Consider the following 16,393-nt stretch of genomic DNA (forward strand, 5'->3'; position numbering starts at 1 on the left):
GTCAGATCTCCCGGGGGGTGCGGACGCGCGGGTCGACCACCGCGTACAGCAGGTCGACGGCGAGGTTGACGAGGACGTACACCGTGGCGATGAGCAGCACGATCCCGGTGACGAGCGGCAGGTCACGGGCGATCACGGCGTTCAGCAGCGCCCGGCCGACACCCTGGCGCGCGAACACCGCCTCCACGACGACCTCGCTGGAGAACAGCGCGCCGACCGCCCAGCCGGACAGAGTGAGCGGCGGCAGCAGCGCGTGGCGCAGGGCACGCCGGGCGCGTACGGCCCCCGCGCTCATGCCGCGCAGCCGCGCCGACGTGACGAACGGCTGGTCGAGGGCGGTGAGCAGCGCGACACGCGTCACTTGCCCGAGATACCCGGCGAGCGGCACGGCCAGGGTCAGCGCGGGCAGGACCAGGCCGACGAACCCGGTGCCGCCCGCGACCGGGAACCAGCCCAGGCGGAACGCGAACACGTACAGCAGCACCACCCCGAGCCAGAAGTGCGGAAGCCCCGCGGCGACCGTCTCCAGCCCGGAGCCGAGGGCCCGCCCGACGGTCCCCTTGCCGGTCGACAGGAGGATCACGGCCGCACCGATCACCCACGCGAACAACAAGGCCAAGGCGGTGAGTTGGAGCGTCGAGGGCAGTTGCTCGGTGATGACCGTGCCCACCGACTCCTTCAAGGAGGTGGACACGCCCAGGTCTCCGGTGAGCAGCCGCCCGAGGTGCTGCGCGTACTGGACGTACAGCGGCTGGTCGAGGCCGTACGCGTGGCGTGTCGCGGCGATCGTCTCCGGTGTCGGATTGGCTCCGGAACCGCCGCCCAGCAGTACGAGCACCGGGTCGCCCGGCACCAGATGCAGCGCGAAGAACGTGACCGTGGCCGCCGCCCACAGGACTAGCGCGGCGCCCGCCACGCGGACCAGGACCCGGCGGTACAAGGGAGGTGTCGTCATCGGGAGCTCACCCAGGCGTCGTAGAGGTAGGGCAGGGAAAGGGCCGGTTCGAGGGCGGCGCCGCGCACCGAGCCGTTGTGCGCGGCGAGGCGGGTCGTCTGCGGGTACAGGGTCAACTGGTAGGCGCCCGCGGAGATCAGCCGCTGTGCCTCGCCGTAGAGCCGCTGCTGCTCGGCCGGGTCCGTGGTGGCCTGAGCGGCACGGAACAGCTTGTCGAGGGCGGGGTCCTTCGCGTACGTCGCGTTGGAGTGGATGCCGTTCCTCACGGCGTACTCGCTGCCGAAGACGGTGTGCAGCACGTCGGGGGTGTTGGTGTTCCAGTAGCCGTCGCGCAGGTCGTACTTCCCCGCCTGGTAACGGGTGTTGACGCTCGCGGCGTCCAGGCGCAGCAGCTTCAGCTGGAAGCCGACGTCCTTGGCGGTGGCCTGGACCTGCTCCATCAGGGCCAGTTGGTTCGGGGTGATGTCCGACTTGAGGAGGACCTCGGCGGTGAGGCGTACGCCGTTCTTGACGCGGTAGCCGTCGCCGTCGCGCTTGCGCCAACCAGCTTGGTCCAGGAGGGAATTGGCCTTCCTCGGGTCATAAGGCCAGGCGGTCTCGTGGGCGTCCGAGTAGTGCGGTGTCACATAGCTGAGCGGGCCGCCCGCCCGTCGGTACTGGCCGAAGAACACGCTCTTGAGGCCGTCCGCGACATCCGCCGAGTACAGGAACGCCTTGCGGACGCGCAGGTCGTCGAAGGGCGTGCGGGAGGTGTTCAGGGCGAGATTCGTCGGATTGCCCGGGCGGTCGCGCACGACGACCTTCAGCCGGTCGTCGTGCTCGGCGGTCCGCTGGTCCTCCGGCGGGAGCGCGTCGATCACGTCGACCTGCCCCGACTGCACGGCCGCGAACCGTGTCGCGGGTTCCGGAATGAACCGCCAGATCACCTTGTCCGCGTAAGCCGGACCGGAGTGCTTCGCATACGGCGGCGGTGAGTTGTAGCGTGGATTGCGGACGAGGACGACGTCCGACTGCCGGTTCCACTTCCGCACGACGAACGGGCCGGTGCCGACGGGCGCCGCGCAGTTCGCCTCCTTGCCCCGGGCGAGGGCCTTCGGCGACTGGATGCCGAGGAACGCCTGCGCGAGCATGTTCAGGAACGGCGAGTACGGGCGGTCCAGATGGACGCGCGCCGTGAACGCGTCGACCACGTCGGTCCTCTGGTAGGGAGCGAGATAGCCGCCCGCCGTGCCGGACTGGGTGTCGGGGTCGACCATGTGGTCGAAGTTGGCCTTGACGGCCGCCGCGTCGAAACGGGTGCCGTCGGTGAACCGGACATCACGCCGCAGATGGAAGGTGTAGGTCCGGCCGCCCTTCGCGATGTCCCAGGAGGTGGCCAGCCACGGCTGGGCCCTGCCCTTGGCGTCGAGCGCGACGAGCGAGTCCAGGACCTGCTGGGCGACGTACGCCTGCGGCATGTCACCGGCCACATGCGGGTCCAGGCAGGTGGGTTCCCGGTCGGTGGCATAGGTGAGGGTGCCGCCTGCGGCGGGCCGCGCAGTGACGGACGTGGTGGCTTCGCCGGTTCCGCAGGCGGTGGCGAGGAGCAGGAGCGGGAGGGCGAGGAGAAGAGGGGAGGGCGGTTTCACGGGGACTCCGGGGGTCTGCGTGCGTGCGCGTGCGCGGTGAGGACGCGGTGCGGCCGGTCAGAAGAAGCCGTTGAGCGGGGGAGGGGTGCCGTTGAGCAGCCAGTCGCCGGACACGCGCGCCTTGTGCGCGATCGGGTTGTGGGAGGCGACGGTGCGGGCGTTGCGCCAGTGCCGGTCCAGGTGGTGCTCGCGGAGCGTGGCGGACGCCCCGCCGACGTCGTAGAGGCGCTCACCCGCGTCCAACGCAGCGCGGGCGGCCGTGATTTGGGCTTGCCCGACCGTGGCGGCCGCCGCGTGCAGGGCGTCCGGGTCGCCGGTGATGCCGTCGTCGGCGGGGACCGCGAGCGCCGCGTCGATCGCGGCGGCGGCGTGCAGCACCACCGCCTCGGCGGCCAGCGCCCCGGCCGCGATGTCGCCGACGGCGAGCTGTACCACGGGGTCCTCGACCGCCCGGTCGACGCCGGCGTGCTGCACGGCACGCGCCTTCTCGCGGGCGTACGTCACAGCGTCCGCCAAGGCCGCCTTGGCGATCCCGGCGTGCACGGCGGCCAGGAACAGCTGGTAGTACGGGCCCAGATGGGTCCGCCGCTGCCGGCCGGTCGCGTCGACCGCGACCTCGTTGTCGTACGCGACCACCTGGCGAAGACGCGTCGTACCGGAGGCCGTGGTGCGCTGGCCCAGCGCGTCCCAGTCGTCGACCAGTTCGATGCCCTCGCGCGAGCGCGGCAGCACGACCCGTACCCGCCGGTCCTGGTCGTCGAGCGCGATCACGACGACGTGGTCGGCGAAGAGCGCGCCGGTCGAGTAGAACTTCGTGCCGTCCACGCGGAACGCCGCGCCGTCCCGGGTGATGCGGGTGCGGATCTCACCGGGGTGCGCGGTGCCGCGCTCGGAAGCGGCGTTGCCGAACAGCTCACCGGCGACGACCGCCGGATACCAGCGGGCACGCTCTTCCACGGTGCCCTGACTGATGAGCAGTTCCACGAAACCGAAATGCGGGCGCAACGCCTGGGCCACGTTCGAGTCGGCCTCGGCCAGATCGATCACGAGGCGGAACAGATCGACGAGCGAGCCGCCCGCGCCACCCTGCTCCCGAGGCACCCGCAACGCGCCGAGCCCGCTGTCGCGAACCAAGTCGACGCTCTTGTACGGCAGTTCACGCACGGCCTCCAGGGCTGCGGCGTCGGCGCGGATCCGGTCGAGAAGCTCGGGCGGTGCCACGGAGAGGGCGTGCGGAGGGACGCGAGAGGGCATGAAGGGGCCTCCGAGGACGGGGCGGGGCGCGTGTCGGCGAGCGCGCGGGGGCGGAAGACGGCACGGCGTGGAGCCGCAGCGAAACTGGATGGGGGAGCGCGCGGAGGTGGGCGCGGACGCCGGCCTGCGGAGAGGGGCTGTGCTCAGCCCTCCGGGCTTGCCGTCACCTTCGGACCGGAGGACCGGATCTCACGGGCCGCGACGCATCGTCGGGGCTGTTCCGGGACGTCAGGGAGGTGACGCGCGACCTACGCGGCGGCGCTGCGACAGACGGCACTCGAGACACGCGACAGATCGACATGACGTCGCTGTGTGAGCTTCTGCCGGTCGAACATGATCGACATTGAACCAGACGGCTGTTCCCGTAGTCGAGACGGCTTTGACGAAGCGGCTATCGGGATTCCCTTCCACGGAAGGCCGTCGGGTGACCAAGCCCCGGGTTCCCCGCGCGAGTTGACAGGGAATCCCGATCGACTTCGGCAGACCCTGCGACCTTGCGATACGATACGTCTCGTCTAGCTATCGTCTCGCTCTGGAGGAGTGCCCGCCATGGAACGCTTCATCGACCCAGCACCCGGTGTACGCCTCTGGACGGAAGACCGGGGCCCCGCCGACGCGCCTCCGCTGCTTCTGATCATGGGAGCGCAAGCACCCGGCCCGGGCTGGCCGGACGAACTGGTGGACATGCTCACCTCCCGTCATCGCGTGATCCGCTACGACCACCGCGACACCGGTCGCTCCACCTGGGCGTTCGACCAGCGGCCCTATCCCCTCCACCAGCTCGCGGATGACGCCCTCGCGGTGCTGGACGGCCTCGGCGCAGAACGAGCCCACGTGGTGGGCATGTCGCTGGGCGGCATGCTCGCCCAACTCCTCATGGCCGACCACCCCGACCGGTTGCTCAGCGTGACGCTGATCGGCACGAGCGCGCTCAGCGCCGTCCCCTACGTCCAGCCGGACGGAACCCGGACCCCGCCCGAGGAACTCCCCGGTATCGCACCCCGCCTGCTGGAGATGTGGTCGCGTCCCGTGACGGACCTCGGCCTGGAAGCGGAGTTGGAACGGCGGGTCGAGCACTGGCGGATCCTGGGCGGCGGTCAGCTTCCCTTCGACGCCGAATACGCCCGCGCCTTGGAGCGAAGGGTCATCGAGCACACCGGGCACTACGCCACCAGCACCGCGCATGCCCGCGCCGATGCGTCCGGCCTGGATCGCACCGAGCAACTCGCCCGGACCACCGTGCCCACCCTCGTCACCTCTGCTCCCGCCGAACCGGTCTTCCCGCCGCCGCATCCCCACCACCTCGCCCAGGCGATTCGGGGCGCACGCCTCGTCGAGATCCCCGGCATGGGGCACGCACTCCCACGCGAGGTGCACACGCCGCTCGCCGCCGCGATCCTGGACCACACCGCCCCACGCTGATGCGGAGGGCTCTCGCCGGTCGGCCGGGGGCGAGTCGGCGTCAATAATGCGACCCGACCGTGGTGGTGGCTGTGCCAGGCTGGCGGATCGCCCAGGCCAGTTCGACACAGGAGTGTCCGATGACGACGCCGTCCCGCCTGTCTCCGTTGCTGGAGCAGTTCGACTTCGCACGCGAGCGCCTCACCCACCGCATGGCAGGGCCGGTCATGGACAGCGGCGACGGGGCAGACACCAAAGTCGGGCCCATGACCGATGAGGAATACCTCTGGGAGCCGGTGCCCGACTGCTGGTCGGTACGGCGGCGCGTGAACGGGCCGGGGCCCCGCGCGACTTTCCTCGCCGGTACCGGCGACTGGGGGCGCGACGCCGCCTCCTACCCGCACCCCTGGCCCCCGCCCTTCACCACCCTCGCATGGCGTCTCAGCCACCTCAGCGAGATGCTGACCCTGCGCGCCGACCACACGGCCGGCGCCCACGCCCTGACCCGTGACGACCATCGGGTCGTCGGGGACGCCGCAGGCGCGGTCGCCGCCTTTGACGCCGGTGCCGCGGCCTGGCGGAAGGCGCTGCTGGGCGTGGACGACGCGGCACTCGACACCGTGGGGTACTGCACCTACCCGCACGGCAGTGACTCGGAAGAACCGTTCATCGACATCGTGTGGTGGGTCAACCAGGAGCTGCTCCACCACGGGGCCGAGATCGCCCTGATGCGCGACCTCTTCCGCGCCCGGCATCACTGAGCCGTCCCGGGGTCTCACTCCGCGGTGATCGCCGGGCATGTGACCTGGAGCGGCGCGGACGCGGTCTTCGAGGGGCTGAAGACGTTGAAGGCCGACGACGCCGTCGAGGTGAAGCGCCAGGACGGGAAGACGGCCTGAGGCTGGTCACCTGCGGAGGTGAGTTCGACGCGGACCGGCACTACTACCCCGACAACGTCGTGGTGTTCGCGAGCATGACGGGCGTCGCGTAGGGGCGCTGGGGCACGGTTGTCTCTCGGTCACGGTTGTCACTCGCCCGCCCGCTGGGCCCGGCGATGCGTGGACCGCACCCGGAACAGACGTGGCTGTACGTCCGTCGCGATCTTCGCGGCCTGCTCCATGTGGACGCGGGCTTCCGGGTTGGCCGGCATCGCGCGGTAGTGCTCCTCGGACTCCCACTGGGCGTAGTTGATGACGCGCTCGCCGTCGTGGGAGGAGTGGAAGTTGGCGTGGAGGAAGCCCGGTTGGTGCTTCATCGTCTCCTCCGTGGCGCGGGTGAGCAGCTCGATGAGCTCGTCCTGACGGTCGGGCGAGACGGTGAAGACATGGATGAGCGTCGCCACCGGGCGGGTGCTGTCGATCTGAGCCGTAACGGCCATGCGACTATTTCTCCCCTTACGGGAGAGATGGTCGACCGAGGCGGGTCCGTGTTCCCCCGATCGGACGCGGGCCCGCGCCGCCCTTGCAGGTCCGGACCGTGGGCCCGGGCTCTACTGCGCTCGATGAGTTGTTGCGAGTGGCGGCTGGTCGAATCTCAACGCGATGCCGACACGTGCCAGGTGCGGGGCGCCGTCCCGGCTGACAGCGTCCGTTCCAGGAGGCCGTCGCCTGCCGACCGCTGCTCCGCGACACGGTATCGGTCCTAGGTCCAAGGCCTGATCGAAAAGGAGTCGCTCCTACTGTTAGCGTGCAGCTGCATACTATTCGCAATAACGTCGGAGGACGTTGGACATGGCGGTTTACACGCTCCCGGAGCTTCCGTACGACTACTCGTCGCTGGCGCCGGTGATCAGCCCCGAGATCATCGAACTGCACCACGACAAGCACCACGCGGCATACGTGAAGGGTGCCAACGACACGCTCGAGCAGCTCGCCGAGGCGCGGGACAAGGAGACCTGGGGCTCGATCAACGGCCTGGAGAAGAACCTGGCCTTCCACCTCTCCGGCCACATCCTGCACTCCATCTACTGGCACAACATGACCGGCGACGGCGGCGGCGAGCCCCTGGAGAAGGACGGCGTCGGTGAGCTGGCGGACGCCATCGCCGAATCCTTCGGTTCGTTCGCGGGCTTCAAGGCGCAGCTGACCAAGGCGTCGGCGACGACGCAGGGTTCCGGCTGGGGTGTCCTCGCCTACGAGCCGCTGAGCGGGCGCCTGATCGTCGAGCAGATCTACGACCACCAGGGCAACGTCGGCCAGGGTTCGACCCCGATCCTGGTCTTCGACGCCTGGGAGCACGCCTTCTACCTCCAGTACAAGAACCAGAAGGTCGACTTCATCGAGGCGATGTGGCAGGTCGTCAACTGGCAGGACGTGGCCAAGCGCTACGCCGCCGCCAAAGAGCGGGGCGACAGCCTCCTCCTCGCGCCGTGACGCCGTAACACCCCGCAGTCGTCCTGCTCGTGATCGTCTTCTCAACCTTCACCGGGCAGGCGGCACCACGAAGGGCTCTCGCAAGGACGTGACTTGCGGGAGCCCTTCGCCGTTCCCTCAGCTCGCGCTCCGCGTGGACTCGTTGAGCAGTCGGTGGTACGCCGGTCAGCGGGCGAGGAGTTCGTCGTGCGGACCGGTGTCGATGATGCGGCCCTCTTCGAGGAGGACGACGGTGTCTGCGGTGCGGAGGGTGGAGGGCCGGTGGGCGACGATCAGGGTGGTGCGGCCGGTGCGTGCGGTGCGCACGGCCCGGTCGACCTCGGCCTCGCTCTCGGCGTCGAGGCCGGAGACGGCCTCGACGAGCACCAGGACGGGGGCGCCGGACCGCACTTCAGTGGCCGCGCACCATGCCGGCACCGGGGGAGCGCTACGACACCCCCGTGATCGCCGAACTCGACCTGTATCCCGGCGAGTCCGTCCACATCACCTTCAGCGGCGACACCCCACCCATGTGTGCCGACGTCCTGCACGACCTCGTCGACCGGGCAGCCGCCTCCGACCCCGCCCCGCGTGAGACCTTCCCCTGGCGGTTCGGCGACTCTCCCGACACGGTCGCCGCCCAGGCCAAGGACCGCCTCGTCGCGCTGTGCGCCTTCCTGAGTACCGTCGACACCGACCGACTGGCGGCGGACATCATCGACCGCGACGCCAAGCTCCCCGCCCCGGCACCCCGAGGACGCCTGTGGACCCGCGCCTCACTCACACCGCACATCCGAGAGGCCGGCTTCGAGGTGGCCGAGGGCCTCCCGGTCGTGCCCCGCGACGATGCGCTGGGGCGGGTGGACGCCGAGACCCATCTCAGCCGCGCCGTTTCAGCGCGTGTGTGATGCGGGGGAGCTCTTCGTACAGCAGGCGGCCGACCAGTGCCCCGCCGAAGACGACGACACCGACACCGACCAGCCAGGACTGGATGACCAGGACGGTTCCGACGGGTCCGTAGGTGACGGCGTTGGAGGCGATCAACGGCGAGAAGACGAGCCTGGAGAAGGCCCTCAGGCCGAGCAGCCCGAGCACGGTGACCACGGCGCCGGGCAACAGGGCGGGCCAGCGGACCCTCCCGCCGAGCAGCAGGCGCTGGGACCACCACAGGAACAGCACGGCGCTCAGCGACGCCACGGCTCCGCCCGCCAGAGGTTCGCGCAGCAGTGAGGTGGTGGCGGAGAGGTAGAGGTATCCGGTGAGGACACAGAGCCACACCACATGCCGCCAGCCGGCCCACCAGCGGGCCGACGGCAGGTCCCAGACCTTCTCGTAGCCGGTCTGCACGGCCGCCCCGAAGGTCAGGCCGAACGCGGCAAGGGCGGCGATACCGAACGCGGTGGTGGTCCGCAGGGCCTGTCCGGGCCCGGCGAACAACTGCTCGACCCGCTGCTTGGAGGCCGTCGACACACCGAGCCCTTCTCCCAGCCACTGCGCGAACCCCCGCCCGTGTTCGGGATCAGCCGCCGAGACGATGATCAGCAGCGGCACCAGCGTGAGGAACCCCAGTGCCGCGAAGCCCAGCGAACGCGACCCCAGCTCGATGTCCCTGCTCCGCCGCCATCCCCGCCCGACGGGTGAACGGCTGATCGCGCGGTGCAGCGGCCCGAGCCGAGCTGGACGGTCCGCGGCACCGGAAGGCTTCATCGGCATGCCTGTCGAGTACCACGTTCGGAACCCGTGCCGTGCGAGGGCACGACACAAAGGCCCCCGGATCACCTGGACCCCTCGACACGGCGCCCCACGGGCCCGGCTCCGTCACCCGCTGCCGCCCGCGCGGAGGCGAGTGCTCATGCCTCGCCGCGTACCTTCAGCACCGCCTTGTTGAGCGCCCACAGCCCGATTCCGATGGCCAGCAGCACGCCCGCCCGGATGTAGACGTCCGCAGGCCGGTCGGACAACGGGCTGGCGAGGATCAGCGCGCTGATCGCACCGAGCACGGGCAGGGCGGTCGGCGTACGGAAGTGCTCGTGATCGACAGGGTCGCGGCGCAGGACGAGGACGGCGATGTTGACGACGGCGAAGACGCACAGGAGGAGGAAGGACGTGGTGTCGCCGAGGCCCGCGATCTCCCCGGTGGAGACCAGGCCGATCGCCAGGAGCGAGACGAAGACGATGCCGACGACCGGGGTGCGGCGCCGGGGCAGCACGCGGCCCAGGGCACTCGGCAGGATGCGTTCGTTCGCCATGCCGTAGCAGAGGCGGGACGCCATCATGATGTTGATCAGTGCCGAGTTGGTCACCGCGAACAGCGCGATCAGAGCGAAGAGTTTGGGCGGGAAGTCGAGCCCGCTCGCCTTGACCACCTCCAGCAGCGGGCCGCTGGAGCCCTCCAGCACCCGATAGTCGACGAGCAGCGAGGACACCAGGGCGACCAGGACGTAGACGGTGCCCGTGACGGCGACGCCGATGAAGATGGCGCGCGGGAACGTCCGTACCGGATCCTTGGTCTCCTCGGCCATGTTGACGGAGTCCTCGAAGCCCACGAAGGCGAAGAACCCGAGGGCTGTCGCCCCGAGCACGCTGGTGAGCAGCGCGAAACTCGTGCCCTCCGACTGAAACTCGCCCAGCCGTGAGGGTTCACCGTCGCCGGCCAGGACGGCCCAGGCGCCGATCGTGAGAATGACGAGCAGGCCGGTCAGTTCGACCACGGTGAGGACCACGTTGGTCTTCACGGACTCCGACACGCCTCGCAGGTTCAGGGCCGCCAGGGCGAGGATGAACAGGATCGCGATGAGGGTGGGCGGAAAGACGTCCGTGAATTCGGACAGGTAGTCACCGCTGAAGGCGCGGGCCGCCGCACTCGCCGAGGAAAGGCCCGAGCACATGACCATGAAGGCGATGATGAACGTGAGGAACGGGACCTTGAACGCCTTCTGGGTGTAGAGCGCGGCACCGGCCGCCTTCGGGTACTTGCCGACGAGTTCGACGTACGAGGCGGCTGTCAGGACGGCGACGACGAAGCCGATGACGAACGGCAGCCACAGTGCCCCGCCGACCTTGCCGGCGACCTGACCGGTGGTGGCGTAGATGCCGGTGCCGAGGATGTCGCCGATCACGAACAGGATGAGCAGTCTGGGGCCGATGGCGCGCCGCAGCGGCGTGTCGTCCCCGCTCTCCGGCGCGGCGGCTGCGTCGTTCCCGGTTTCGGTCACGGAAACACTCCCTGAGGCGGTCGGCACGGAACGGATCAACCTCTCGCCTGCCCGGCGGGCCCGAGAGTGATGCCTTGGCGTAGTGCGATCGGGGACTGCCCCGGGCTGACGGGCCCGGGCCGCCGCGCCCGGCGCCTGGGTCGCTCACCGCTGCGGATTGCCGCAGACTCCTGTATGAGGGGCCGTGTACGGGCGTGGGCCCCGGAGAGGGTGACCGGCGTGCTCGAGGTCCCGCTCTGGCTCTGGGGAGCGTTCGCCGCGACGGTGGTGGTGTCGCTGGCGGTGGACCTGCTGGCCCACCGCACCGCGCACGTCATCGGCTTCAAGGAGGCCGCCGCGTGGAGCGGCCTGTGGGTGGGCCTCGCCCTGACCTTCGCGGGCGTCGTCTTCCTCGTCCTGGGCGGGACGGCCGGCACCGAGTACACCACCGCGTGGCTGCTGGAGAAGAGCCTGTCGGTGGACAACCTCTTCGTCTTCGCGGTGATCTTCGCCTATTTCAAGGTGCCCCGCGCCTATCAGCACCGCGTGCTGTTCTTCGGTGTGATGGGCGCCCTGGTCTTCCGCGGGATCTTCCTCTCCCTCGGCGTCGCCGTGGTCAGCCGCTTCACCGCCGTGCTGTTCGCCTTCGCCGCCATCCTCTTCTACAGCACCTACAAACTCCTCAAGGGCGAGGAGGAGACCTTCGATCCCGGCAAGAGTTTCGCCCTGCGGCTGCTCCGCAAGATCGTCCCCGTCAGGGACGAGTACGCCGGCATGAAGTTCTTCGTGAAGGAAGCCGGCAAGCGCGTGGCCACCCCGCTCCTCGCGGTGGTGGCCGCGATCGAGGCCGCGGACCTGATCTTCGCGGTCGACAGCGTCCCCGCCGTCCTGGCCGTCAGCGACGACGCCTTCATCGTCTACACCAGCAACGCGTTCGCGATCCTGGGGCTGCGAGCCCTGTACTTCATGCTCGCGGGCCTGCTGGACCGCTTCCACTACCTGAACAAGGGCCTCGCGATCATCCTCGGCTTCATCGGCGTCAAGCTCATCCTGCAGGCCTCGCACAAGCTGATCAGCCCCAGCATCCCGGAGATTCCCTCACCGATCAGCCTCGCCGTCATCGTCCTCGTCCTGGCCGCTTCCGTCACCCTCAGCCTGCTGCGCCCCGCCCCGGCACCTGCCGCCGCTGCCCAGGAGAAGCAGCCGGCCCAGCGGCTACCGGACGCGGCCGCCGAGAACACGGATGATCCGCCGCGCGGAGCGCGCTGACCATGCCGCAGGACGACTGGGGGATTTCTCCCTTTTCTTGCATAAACGGCATATTGTTAAAGAATGAGCAAAGCCGAGCAGGGGACCGGTCCGAAAGGGACGCCTGCGTGCCCGGTCTGCCGGCACTCCCTGAGCATGATCATCGAAAGGCGGCACAAGACCCTCGGGATCTACGTGCCCGTGTGGGCCCCTGGGCCCTGCCGCAACCCTGACTGCCGCGCATACCTGGAGCAGCCGGAACGCGACACTTCCCCGAAGCGCGGACATCACGTCCGTCGGTAGGGAGTGATGCTTGCGGACGGCTCATGCCTGGAGGCGGGCAGCGGTTCCACGGGCTTCGGGACCAGTGCGCGGACGGAGGGGGTGGCGACCATGGTGAGGGTGGCCAGGAGGATGAGCGCGGTGGCCGCGTAGAGGGTGGCGTGGAGGCCGAGGAGGAGCACGGCGGGTCCGGCGGCGAACTGGGCGAGCGGCAGCGCGAGGTAGGAGCCGAGGTCGTCGTAGGCGTAGACGCGGGCGAGGCGGTCCTCGGGTATCTGCTCGTTGAGGGTCGAGTACCAGGCGACGCCGGCCTGCTCGACGCCCACGCCTGCCACGAAGTTGGCCACGACCAGAACCCAGGTGTACGGCGCGAGCGCGAGCAGCAGCGGAGTCATCGCCGTCAGGCTCATCAGCGCGCAGCCGACCAGGATCGCGCGCCGGGGTCGCCATCTCAGCGACAGCACGCCGCCGGCGACCGCACCGAGCGAGCCCGCGGCGACGGCCAGGCCCCAGCCGGTGCGGCCGATCCCGGTGGTGTCGGCGACGGCCGGGCCGAGAACGGTGAACGAGGCGGTGACACCGGCGTTGAGGAAGCAGAAGGCCACCACGATCACCCACACCCAGCTGCGAGAGGTGAACTCTCGCCAGCCGACGCGCAGTTCATGTACCACGCCGGGGCTGCGCGCGGGCGGCGTGACCTGGACGCGGACCAGCGCGAAGGCGGCCGCGGCGAGCGTGAAGCTGAGCGCGTCGACGGCCAGGCCCCAGCCCGGGCCCACCGCGGCGACCAGTACGCCGCCCAGCGAGGCGCCCACGATCGTCGCGCTGCTGCCCGCGATCCGGGAGAGCGCGAGGGCGGCGCGGCGGGACTCGGCCGGCACGGTCTGGGGCAGCAGGGACTGGGCGGCGGGCTGGTAGCAGGAACTCGACGCCCCGTTGACCGCGGCGAGCGCCATGAGCAGGGGGATGGCGGCGCTGTGGGTGAGGACCAGGGCTGCGATCACCGCCTGGCTCACGGCGCTGACCACGCTGCTGCCGACCAGCAGCGGGCCGCGCGGCAGCCGGTCCGCCAACACCCCGCCGTACAGCAGGAAGAGGATGCCGGTGAGGGAGTGGGCACCGACCACCAACCCGAGCGAGCCGACCGAGCCGGTGGCGTCCAGCACGGCGAAGGCCAGGGCGATCGGCGCCACCCCGTTGCCGAGCAGATTGGCCGTCGTACCGATGAAGAGGTGACGGAACGGGCGGTGACGCAGAGGCGCCAGGGCGGCAGACATGCGCCTGATCGTCGGGACTGGGCGGCGCGCCCGTCAACGGGATATGGGACTGGCCCCGGGCCGGGTGTGCGGCTATGCGCATCAAGAGAGGCTCTGACCCGCGGGCCCGATGCCCTCGATCTCGCCGGGGTGTTCGGGCTCGACGAGATGACCGCGTGCGCTACGCGGTCTCCGCACGCACTCTCCGGGAACAGGGCGCTGAACAGCAACTTCGATGAGACCTGCTCGACGGTGCTCCGCAGCTCCGGCCTTCCGTGCTGCCGGCCAGAGCTGAGACGATCCTCCGAGATCGCGGAACTTGGTGGGCACAGGGGGGCACGTGACTAGCCCGTATGGCTCCCCGGCACCGGCCCTGGTGCCGTCATCCAGCGCCACTGGGTGAACTGTTCCAGGCTGGCCGTGCCGCCGATGCGGGAGCCGTTGCCGGAGATGCCCATGCCTCCGAAGGGGGCGTTCGCTGCGTCTTTGGCGGAGACGTCGTTGACGTGGACCATGCCGGTGCGCAGCTGCTCGGCGACAGCGGTCGCCCTCGGTACGGAGCCGGAGTGCACGGCGGCCGTCAGACCGTACGCGGTGTCGTTGGCGATCTCGACGGCCTCCGCCTCGCTGTGAAACGGAATGACCGGGGCGACGGGACCGAAGATCTCCTCGGTGAAGGCGGGCATGGCTCGTCCGACGTGGTCCAGGACGGTGGGCGGGTAGAAGAGTCCGTCGCGTCGGCCGCCCGTGAGCACCCGCGCCCCGACGGCCACGCTCTCGTCGACGATGCGCTCGATCCTCGTGGCCTGCTGCTCGCTGATGACCGGGCCGACGCTGACGCCCGCCACACGGGGGTCGCCGACGCGCAGGGCCCGCGCGTGGCCGACCAGCGCGTCGGTGTACGCCTCGACCAGGTCGGCGTGGATCAGGTGCCGGCCGGCGGCGACGCACGCCTGCCCCTGGTACCCGAAGGTACTCACGGCTCCGGCCAGGGCGGCCGCCTCCACGTCCGCGTCGTCGAGCACGACGAGCGAGTTCTTGCCGCCGAGCTCCAGGGAGACCCGCTTCAGCCCCTCACCCGCCACACGGGCCACCATGCGTCCGGCCTCGGTGGAGCCGGTGAACGCGACCATGCCGACATGGGGATCCGCCGCGACCGCCTGCCCGGTCTCCGCGCCGCCCGGCAGGACGTGCAGCACTCCGTCGGGCAGTCCGGCGTCCTCGAAGAGCCGCGCGACGAGGACACCCCCGGACACCGGGGTGAGCGGGTCGGGTTTGAGCAGCACGGTGTTGCCCAGCGCGAGGGCGGGTGCCAGCGCGCGCATCGCGAACAGGAGCGGCGCGTTCCAAGGATTGATGACACCGACGACGCCGACCGGCACCCGCCACGCCAGACTCGTTCCACCGGGGGCCTGAGGGGCCAGGACCTCACCCCGAGGCAGGGAGGCCAGTCCGACGGCGTGCGTCAGTTGCGCGAGGGCGGCGACGATCTCGTAGTCGCCCTTGGCGGGGACGCCCGCCGACTCGCGGACGATCCAGTCGCGGAAGGTGTCGCTGCGTTCACGCAGTGCGGCGGAGGCGCGTAGCAGGACCTCGACCCGTTCGGAAGGATCCGCCGCCCAGTCACCGGCGGCCTGGGCGGCCCGAGCGCCGGCCTGAGTGACGTCCGCGGGGGAGGCGATGCCGACGTCGGCCAGCGCGTGCCCCGTAGCTGGTTCGATCACTTGGCGGGTGCCGCCCTCGGACTGGCGCCAGCCCGCGCTGTAGATCTTCCCGGACCACTCGGCTGGGTCCGGCCACCTCGTGCCGTTGACAGCCATGGATGCCGCCCTCCACCCCGGGATCGGTGCTGCCGTCTGCCCTGAGGATCATTCGCACATATCGGCCACTCTTACTATCCAGTGTCGTAATAAGTGCAGGTGCGACGCACCTCGGGTTCAGGGCTGGGGATCGAGGGGTCAGTACGTCAGCGGCCGGAGTGGTGAGAGGGCCCCGCGCTGTCAGGGGACGAGGACGATCCGGCCGCGGATGCCGCCGTGGCCATGGTCTGGTAGGCGTCGGCTGCCTTGTCGAGGCCCGGACGGCACCCGGACCACGGCCCGCCGGGACGTCATCTGCTGCATCTCATTCATCGCCATCTGCTCCTTCGTGGAGGCACGGTGCGCTGGTCTTGCCCTCGCTGTTGGTGCAGCACCACCATGGAGGCACCTACTTCCCGACGGGAAGCAGGCACCTTGAGGTACGTAAGTCACCGAGCGGAGAGATGAGCCATGCCGACCACCACCGCCGCCCAACGGCGGGCCGCAGCCAAAGCGGACTACGACGCATTCCTCGCGGCATGTCCCAGCCGCCGGCTCCTGGAGCGGATCTCCGACAAATGGGTAGCCCTCGTGCTTGCCGCCCTGGGCGGGGACGGCCCGCACCCCGGCACCGCCCCCGGCGGCGAACCACGGCCCATGCGCTTCTCCGAGCTGTCCCGCCGGATCTCGGGCGTGAGCCAGAAGATGCTGACCCAGACGTTGCGCTCACTCGAACGCGACGGGATGGTGACCCGCACCGTCACCCCCACGGTGCCCGTCACCGTCACCTATGAGCTGACCGACCTCGGCCGCTCACTCCAGCACGTCATGCGGGGCATCAAGCAATGGGCGGAGGGCCACATGGAGGAAGTCCTCACCCACCGCGACCACTACGACCACAAGCAAGACACCGGTACCGACTGATTCGAAGAGAAGTCGACCGTCATGTCTTGACGATGACAGCGAGCGCTCTTCGCTGCACCCGCCGTCGGGAAACAGCCCTCGCGCATCCGCGCGGCGGACCA

Annotated in this window: 17 protein-coding genes; 7 read left to right on the forward strand and 10 right to left on the reverse strand. The window is 70.1% G+C overall.

Annotation, left to right across the window (positions count from 1 at the left end; translation table 11 throughout):
- Position 1: 1 nt before the first annotated feature.
- The 4 genes from ACFT4A_RS02275 to ACFT4A_RS02290 form a co-directional block, all read right to left on the reverse strand.
- Positions 2–955 carry an ABC transporter permease gene (locus ACFT4A_RS02275; protein ID WP_382825157.1) on the reverse strand — a complete coding sequence of 318 codons (954 nt, stop codon included), beginning with the start codon at positions 953–955 and terminating at the stop codon, positions 2–4.
- Entirely contained in the window at positions 952–2,583 is a 1,632-nt protein-coding gene (locus ACFT4A_RS02280) for an ABC transporter substrate-binding protein (RefSeq protein ID WP_382825158.1), read from the reverse strand. Before ACFT4A_RS02280 ends, ACFT4A_RS02275 begins: the two co-directional genes overlap by 4 nt.
- A 57-nt stretch (positions 2,584–2,640) precedes the next feature.
- Complete coding sequence (locus ACFT4A_RS02285; RefSeq protein WP_382825159.1) at positions 2,641–3,837, reverse strand: acyl-CoA dehydrogenase family protein; 1,197 nt, start codon at positions 3,835–3,837, stop codon at positions 2,641–2,643.
- A 248-nt stretch (positions 3,838–4,085) separates the two neighbouring features.
- Entirely contained in the window at positions 4,086–4,181 is a 96-nt protein-coding gene (locus ACFT4A_RS02290; RefSeq protein WP_382487681.1) for a putative leader peptide, read from the reverse strand.
- 205 nt (positions 4,182–4,386) lie between these two features.
- On the opposite strand from ACFT4A_RS02290, the gene ACFT4A_RS02295 reads away from it, so the two are divergent.
- The 3 genes from ACFT4A_RS02295 (at position 4,387) to ACFT4A_RS02305 (ending at position 6,137) form a co-directional block, all read left to right on the forward strand.
- Positions 4,387–5,259: an alpha/beta fold hydrolase gene (locus ACFT4A_RS02295; RefSeq protein WP_382825160.1), complete on the forward strand. Its 873-nt coding sequence runs from the start codon at positions 4,387–4,389 to the stop codon at positions 5,257–5,259.
- A 119-nt stretch (positions 5,260–5,378) separates the two neighbouring features.
- Positions 5,379–5,999 (forward strand): DinB family protein, encoded by a 621-nt coding sequence (locus ACFT4A_RS02300; protein WP_382825161.1) that lies wholly within the window; start codon positions 5,379–5,381, stop codon positions 5,997–5,999.
- A gap of 24 nt (positions 6,000–6,023) precedes the next feature.
- Positions 6,024–6,137: a hypothetical protein gene (locus tag ACFT4A_RS02305; protein ID WP_382825163.1), complete on the forward strand. Its 114-nt coding sequence runs from the start codon at positions 6,024–6,026 to the stop codon at positions 6,135–6,137.
- 128 nt (positions 6,138–6,265) lie between these two features.
- Here the strand turns inward: ACFT4A_RS02305 and ACFT4A_RS02310 are convergent, their stop codons facing one another.
- A complete protein-coding gene (locus tag ACFT4A_RS02310; protein WP_382825165.1) occupies positions 6,266–6,616 on the reverse strand; it encodes an antibiotic biosynthesis monooxygenase family protein in 351 nt (116 codons plus the stop codon).
- A gap of 352 nt (positions 6,617–6,968) precedes the next feature.
- Here ACFT4A_RS02310 and ACFT4A_RS02315 point away from each other — a divergent pair, with 352 nt between their 5' ends.
- Entirely contained in the window at positions 6,969–7,610 is a 642-nt protein-coding gene (locus tag ACFT4A_RS02315) for a superoxide dismutase (RefSeq protein WP_215116639.1), read from the forward strand.
- A 165-nt stretch (positions 7,611–7,775) separates the two neighbouring features.
- Here the strand turns inward: ACFT4A_RS02315 and ACFT4A_RS02320 are convergent, their stop codons facing one another.
- Positions 7,776–8,000, reverse strand: coding sequence for a hypothetical protein (locus ACFT4A_RS02320; protein ID WP_382825167.1), 225 nt, complete (start codon positions 7,998–8,000; stop codon positions 7,776–7,778).
- A 17-nt stretch (positions 8,001–8,017) separates the two neighbouring features.
- On the opposite strand from ACFT4A_RS02320, the gene ACFT4A_RS02325 reads away from it, so the two are divergent.
- Positions 8,018–8,497, forward strand: coding sequence for a hypothetical protein (locus ACFT4A_RS02325; RefSeq protein WP_382825169.1), 480 nt, complete (start codon positions 8,018–8,020; stop codon positions 8,495–8,497).
- Here ACFT4A_RS02325 and ACFT4A_RS02330 read toward each other — a convergent pair.
- Positions 8,469–9,302, reverse strand: a complete 834-nt coding sequence (locus ACFT4A_RS02330; protein WP_382825171.1) for a ribonuclease BN — start codon at positions 9,300–9,302, stop codon at positions 8,469–8,471. The genes ACFT4A_RS02325 and ACFT4A_RS02330 overlap by 29 nt on opposite strands.
- Before the next feature lie 137 nt (positions 9,303–9,439).
- Positions 9,440–10,804 (reverse strand): APC family permease, encoded by a 1,365-nt coding sequence (locus ACFT4A_RS02335; RefSeq protein ID WP_382825172.1) that lies wholly within the window; start codon positions 10,802–10,804, stop codon positions 9,440–9,442.
- A gap of 219 nt (positions 10,805–11,023) precedes the next feature.
- Between ACFT4A_RS02335 and ACFT4A_RS02340 the strand changes: the two genes are divergently transcribed.
- Complete coding sequence (locus ACFT4A_RS02340) at positions 11,024–12,052, forward strand: TerC family protein (RefSeq protein ID WP_382825174.1); 1,029 nt, start codon at positions 11,024–11,026, stop codon at positions 12,050–12,052.
- A gap of 266 nt (positions 12,053–12,318) precedes the next feature.
- Here the strand turns inward: ACFT4A_RS02340 and ACFT4A_RS02345 are convergent, their stop codons facing one another.
- Complete coding sequence (locus ACFT4A_RS02345; RefSeq protein WP_382825176.1) at positions 12,319–13,590, reverse strand: MFS transporter; 1,272 nt, start codon at positions 13,588–13,590, stop codon at positions 12,319–12,321.
- A gap of 323 nt (positions 13,591–13,913) precedes the next feature.
- Positions 13,914–15,389, reverse strand: a complete 1,476-nt coding sequence (locus ACFT4A_RS02350; RefSeq protein ID WP_382825178.1) for an aldehyde dehydrogenase family protein — start codon at positions 15,387–15,389, stop codon at positions 13,914–13,916.
- A gap of 450 nt (positions 15,390–15,839) precedes the next feature.
- Here ACFT4A_RS02350 and ACFT4A_RS02355 point away from each other — a divergent pair, with 450 nt between their 5' ends.
- Positions 15,840–16,292, forward strand: coding sequence for a winged helix-turn-helix transcriptional regulator (locus ACFT4A_RS02355; RefSeq protein ID WP_382825180.1), 453 nt, complete (start codon positions 15,840–15,842; stop codon positions 16,290–16,292).
- The last annotated feature ends 101 nt before the right edge of the window (positions 16,293–16,393 follow it).

Source organism: Streptomyces sp. NPDC057099 (assembly GCF_042671245.1).
Classification (GTDB): Bacteria; Actinomycetota; Actinomycetes; order Streptomycetales; family Streptomycetaceae; genus Streptomyces; species Streptomyces purpurascens.

Bases quoted from the DNA above. Each gene is read 5' to 3' on its own strand.
- ACFT4A_RS02345 (WP_382825176.1), bottom strand. From the start codon at position 13,590: ATGTCTGCCGCCCTGGCGCCTCTGCGTCACCGCCCGTTCCGTCACCTC.
- ACFT4A_RS02355 (WP_382825180.1), top strand. From the start codon at position 15,840: ATGCCGACCACCACCGCCGCCCAACGGCGGGCCGCAGCCAAAGCGGAC.
- ACFT4A_RS02350 (WP_382825178.1), bottom strand. From the start codon at position 15,389: ATGGCTGTCAACGGCACGAGGTGGCCGGACCCAGCCGAGTGGTCCGGG.
- ACFT4A_RS02315 (WP_215116639.1), top strand. From the start codon at position 6,969: ATGGCGGTTTACACGCTCCCGGAGCTTCCGTACGACTACTCGTCGCTG.
- ACFT4A_RS02300 (WP_382825161.1), top strand. From the start codon at position 5,379: ATGACGACGCCGTCCCGCCTGTCTCCGTTGCTGGAGCAGTTCGACTTC.
- ACFT4A_RS02310 (WP_382825165.1), bottom strand. From the start codon at position 6,616: ATGGCCGTTACGGCTCAGATCGACAGCACCCGCCCGGTGGCGACGCTC.
- ACFT4A_RS02325 (WP_382825169.1), top strand. From the start codon at position 8,018: ATGCCGGCACCGGGGGAGCGCTACGACACCCCCGTGATCGCCGAACTC.
- ACFT4A_RS02295 (WP_382825160.1), top strand. From the start codon at position 4,387: ATGGAACGCTTCATCGACCCAGCACCCGGTGTACGCCTCTGGACGGAA.
- ACFT4A_RS02290 (WP_382487681.1), bottom strand. From the start codon at position 4,181: ATGTCGATCATGTTCGACCGGCAGAAGCTCACACAGCGACGTCATGTC.
- ACFT4A_RS02330 (WP_382825171.1), bottom strand. From the start codon at position 9,302: ATGCCGATGAAGCCTTCCGGTGCCGCGGACCGTCCAGCTCGGCTCGGG.
- ACFT4A_RS02285 (WP_382825159.1), bottom strand. From the start codon at position 3,837: ATGCCCTCTCGCGTCCCTCCGCACGCCCTCTCCGTGGCACCGCCCGAG.
- ACFT4A_RS02275 (WP_382825157.1), bottom strand. From the start codon at position 955: ATGACGACACCTCCCTTGTACCGCCGGGTCCTGGTCCGCGTGGCGGGC.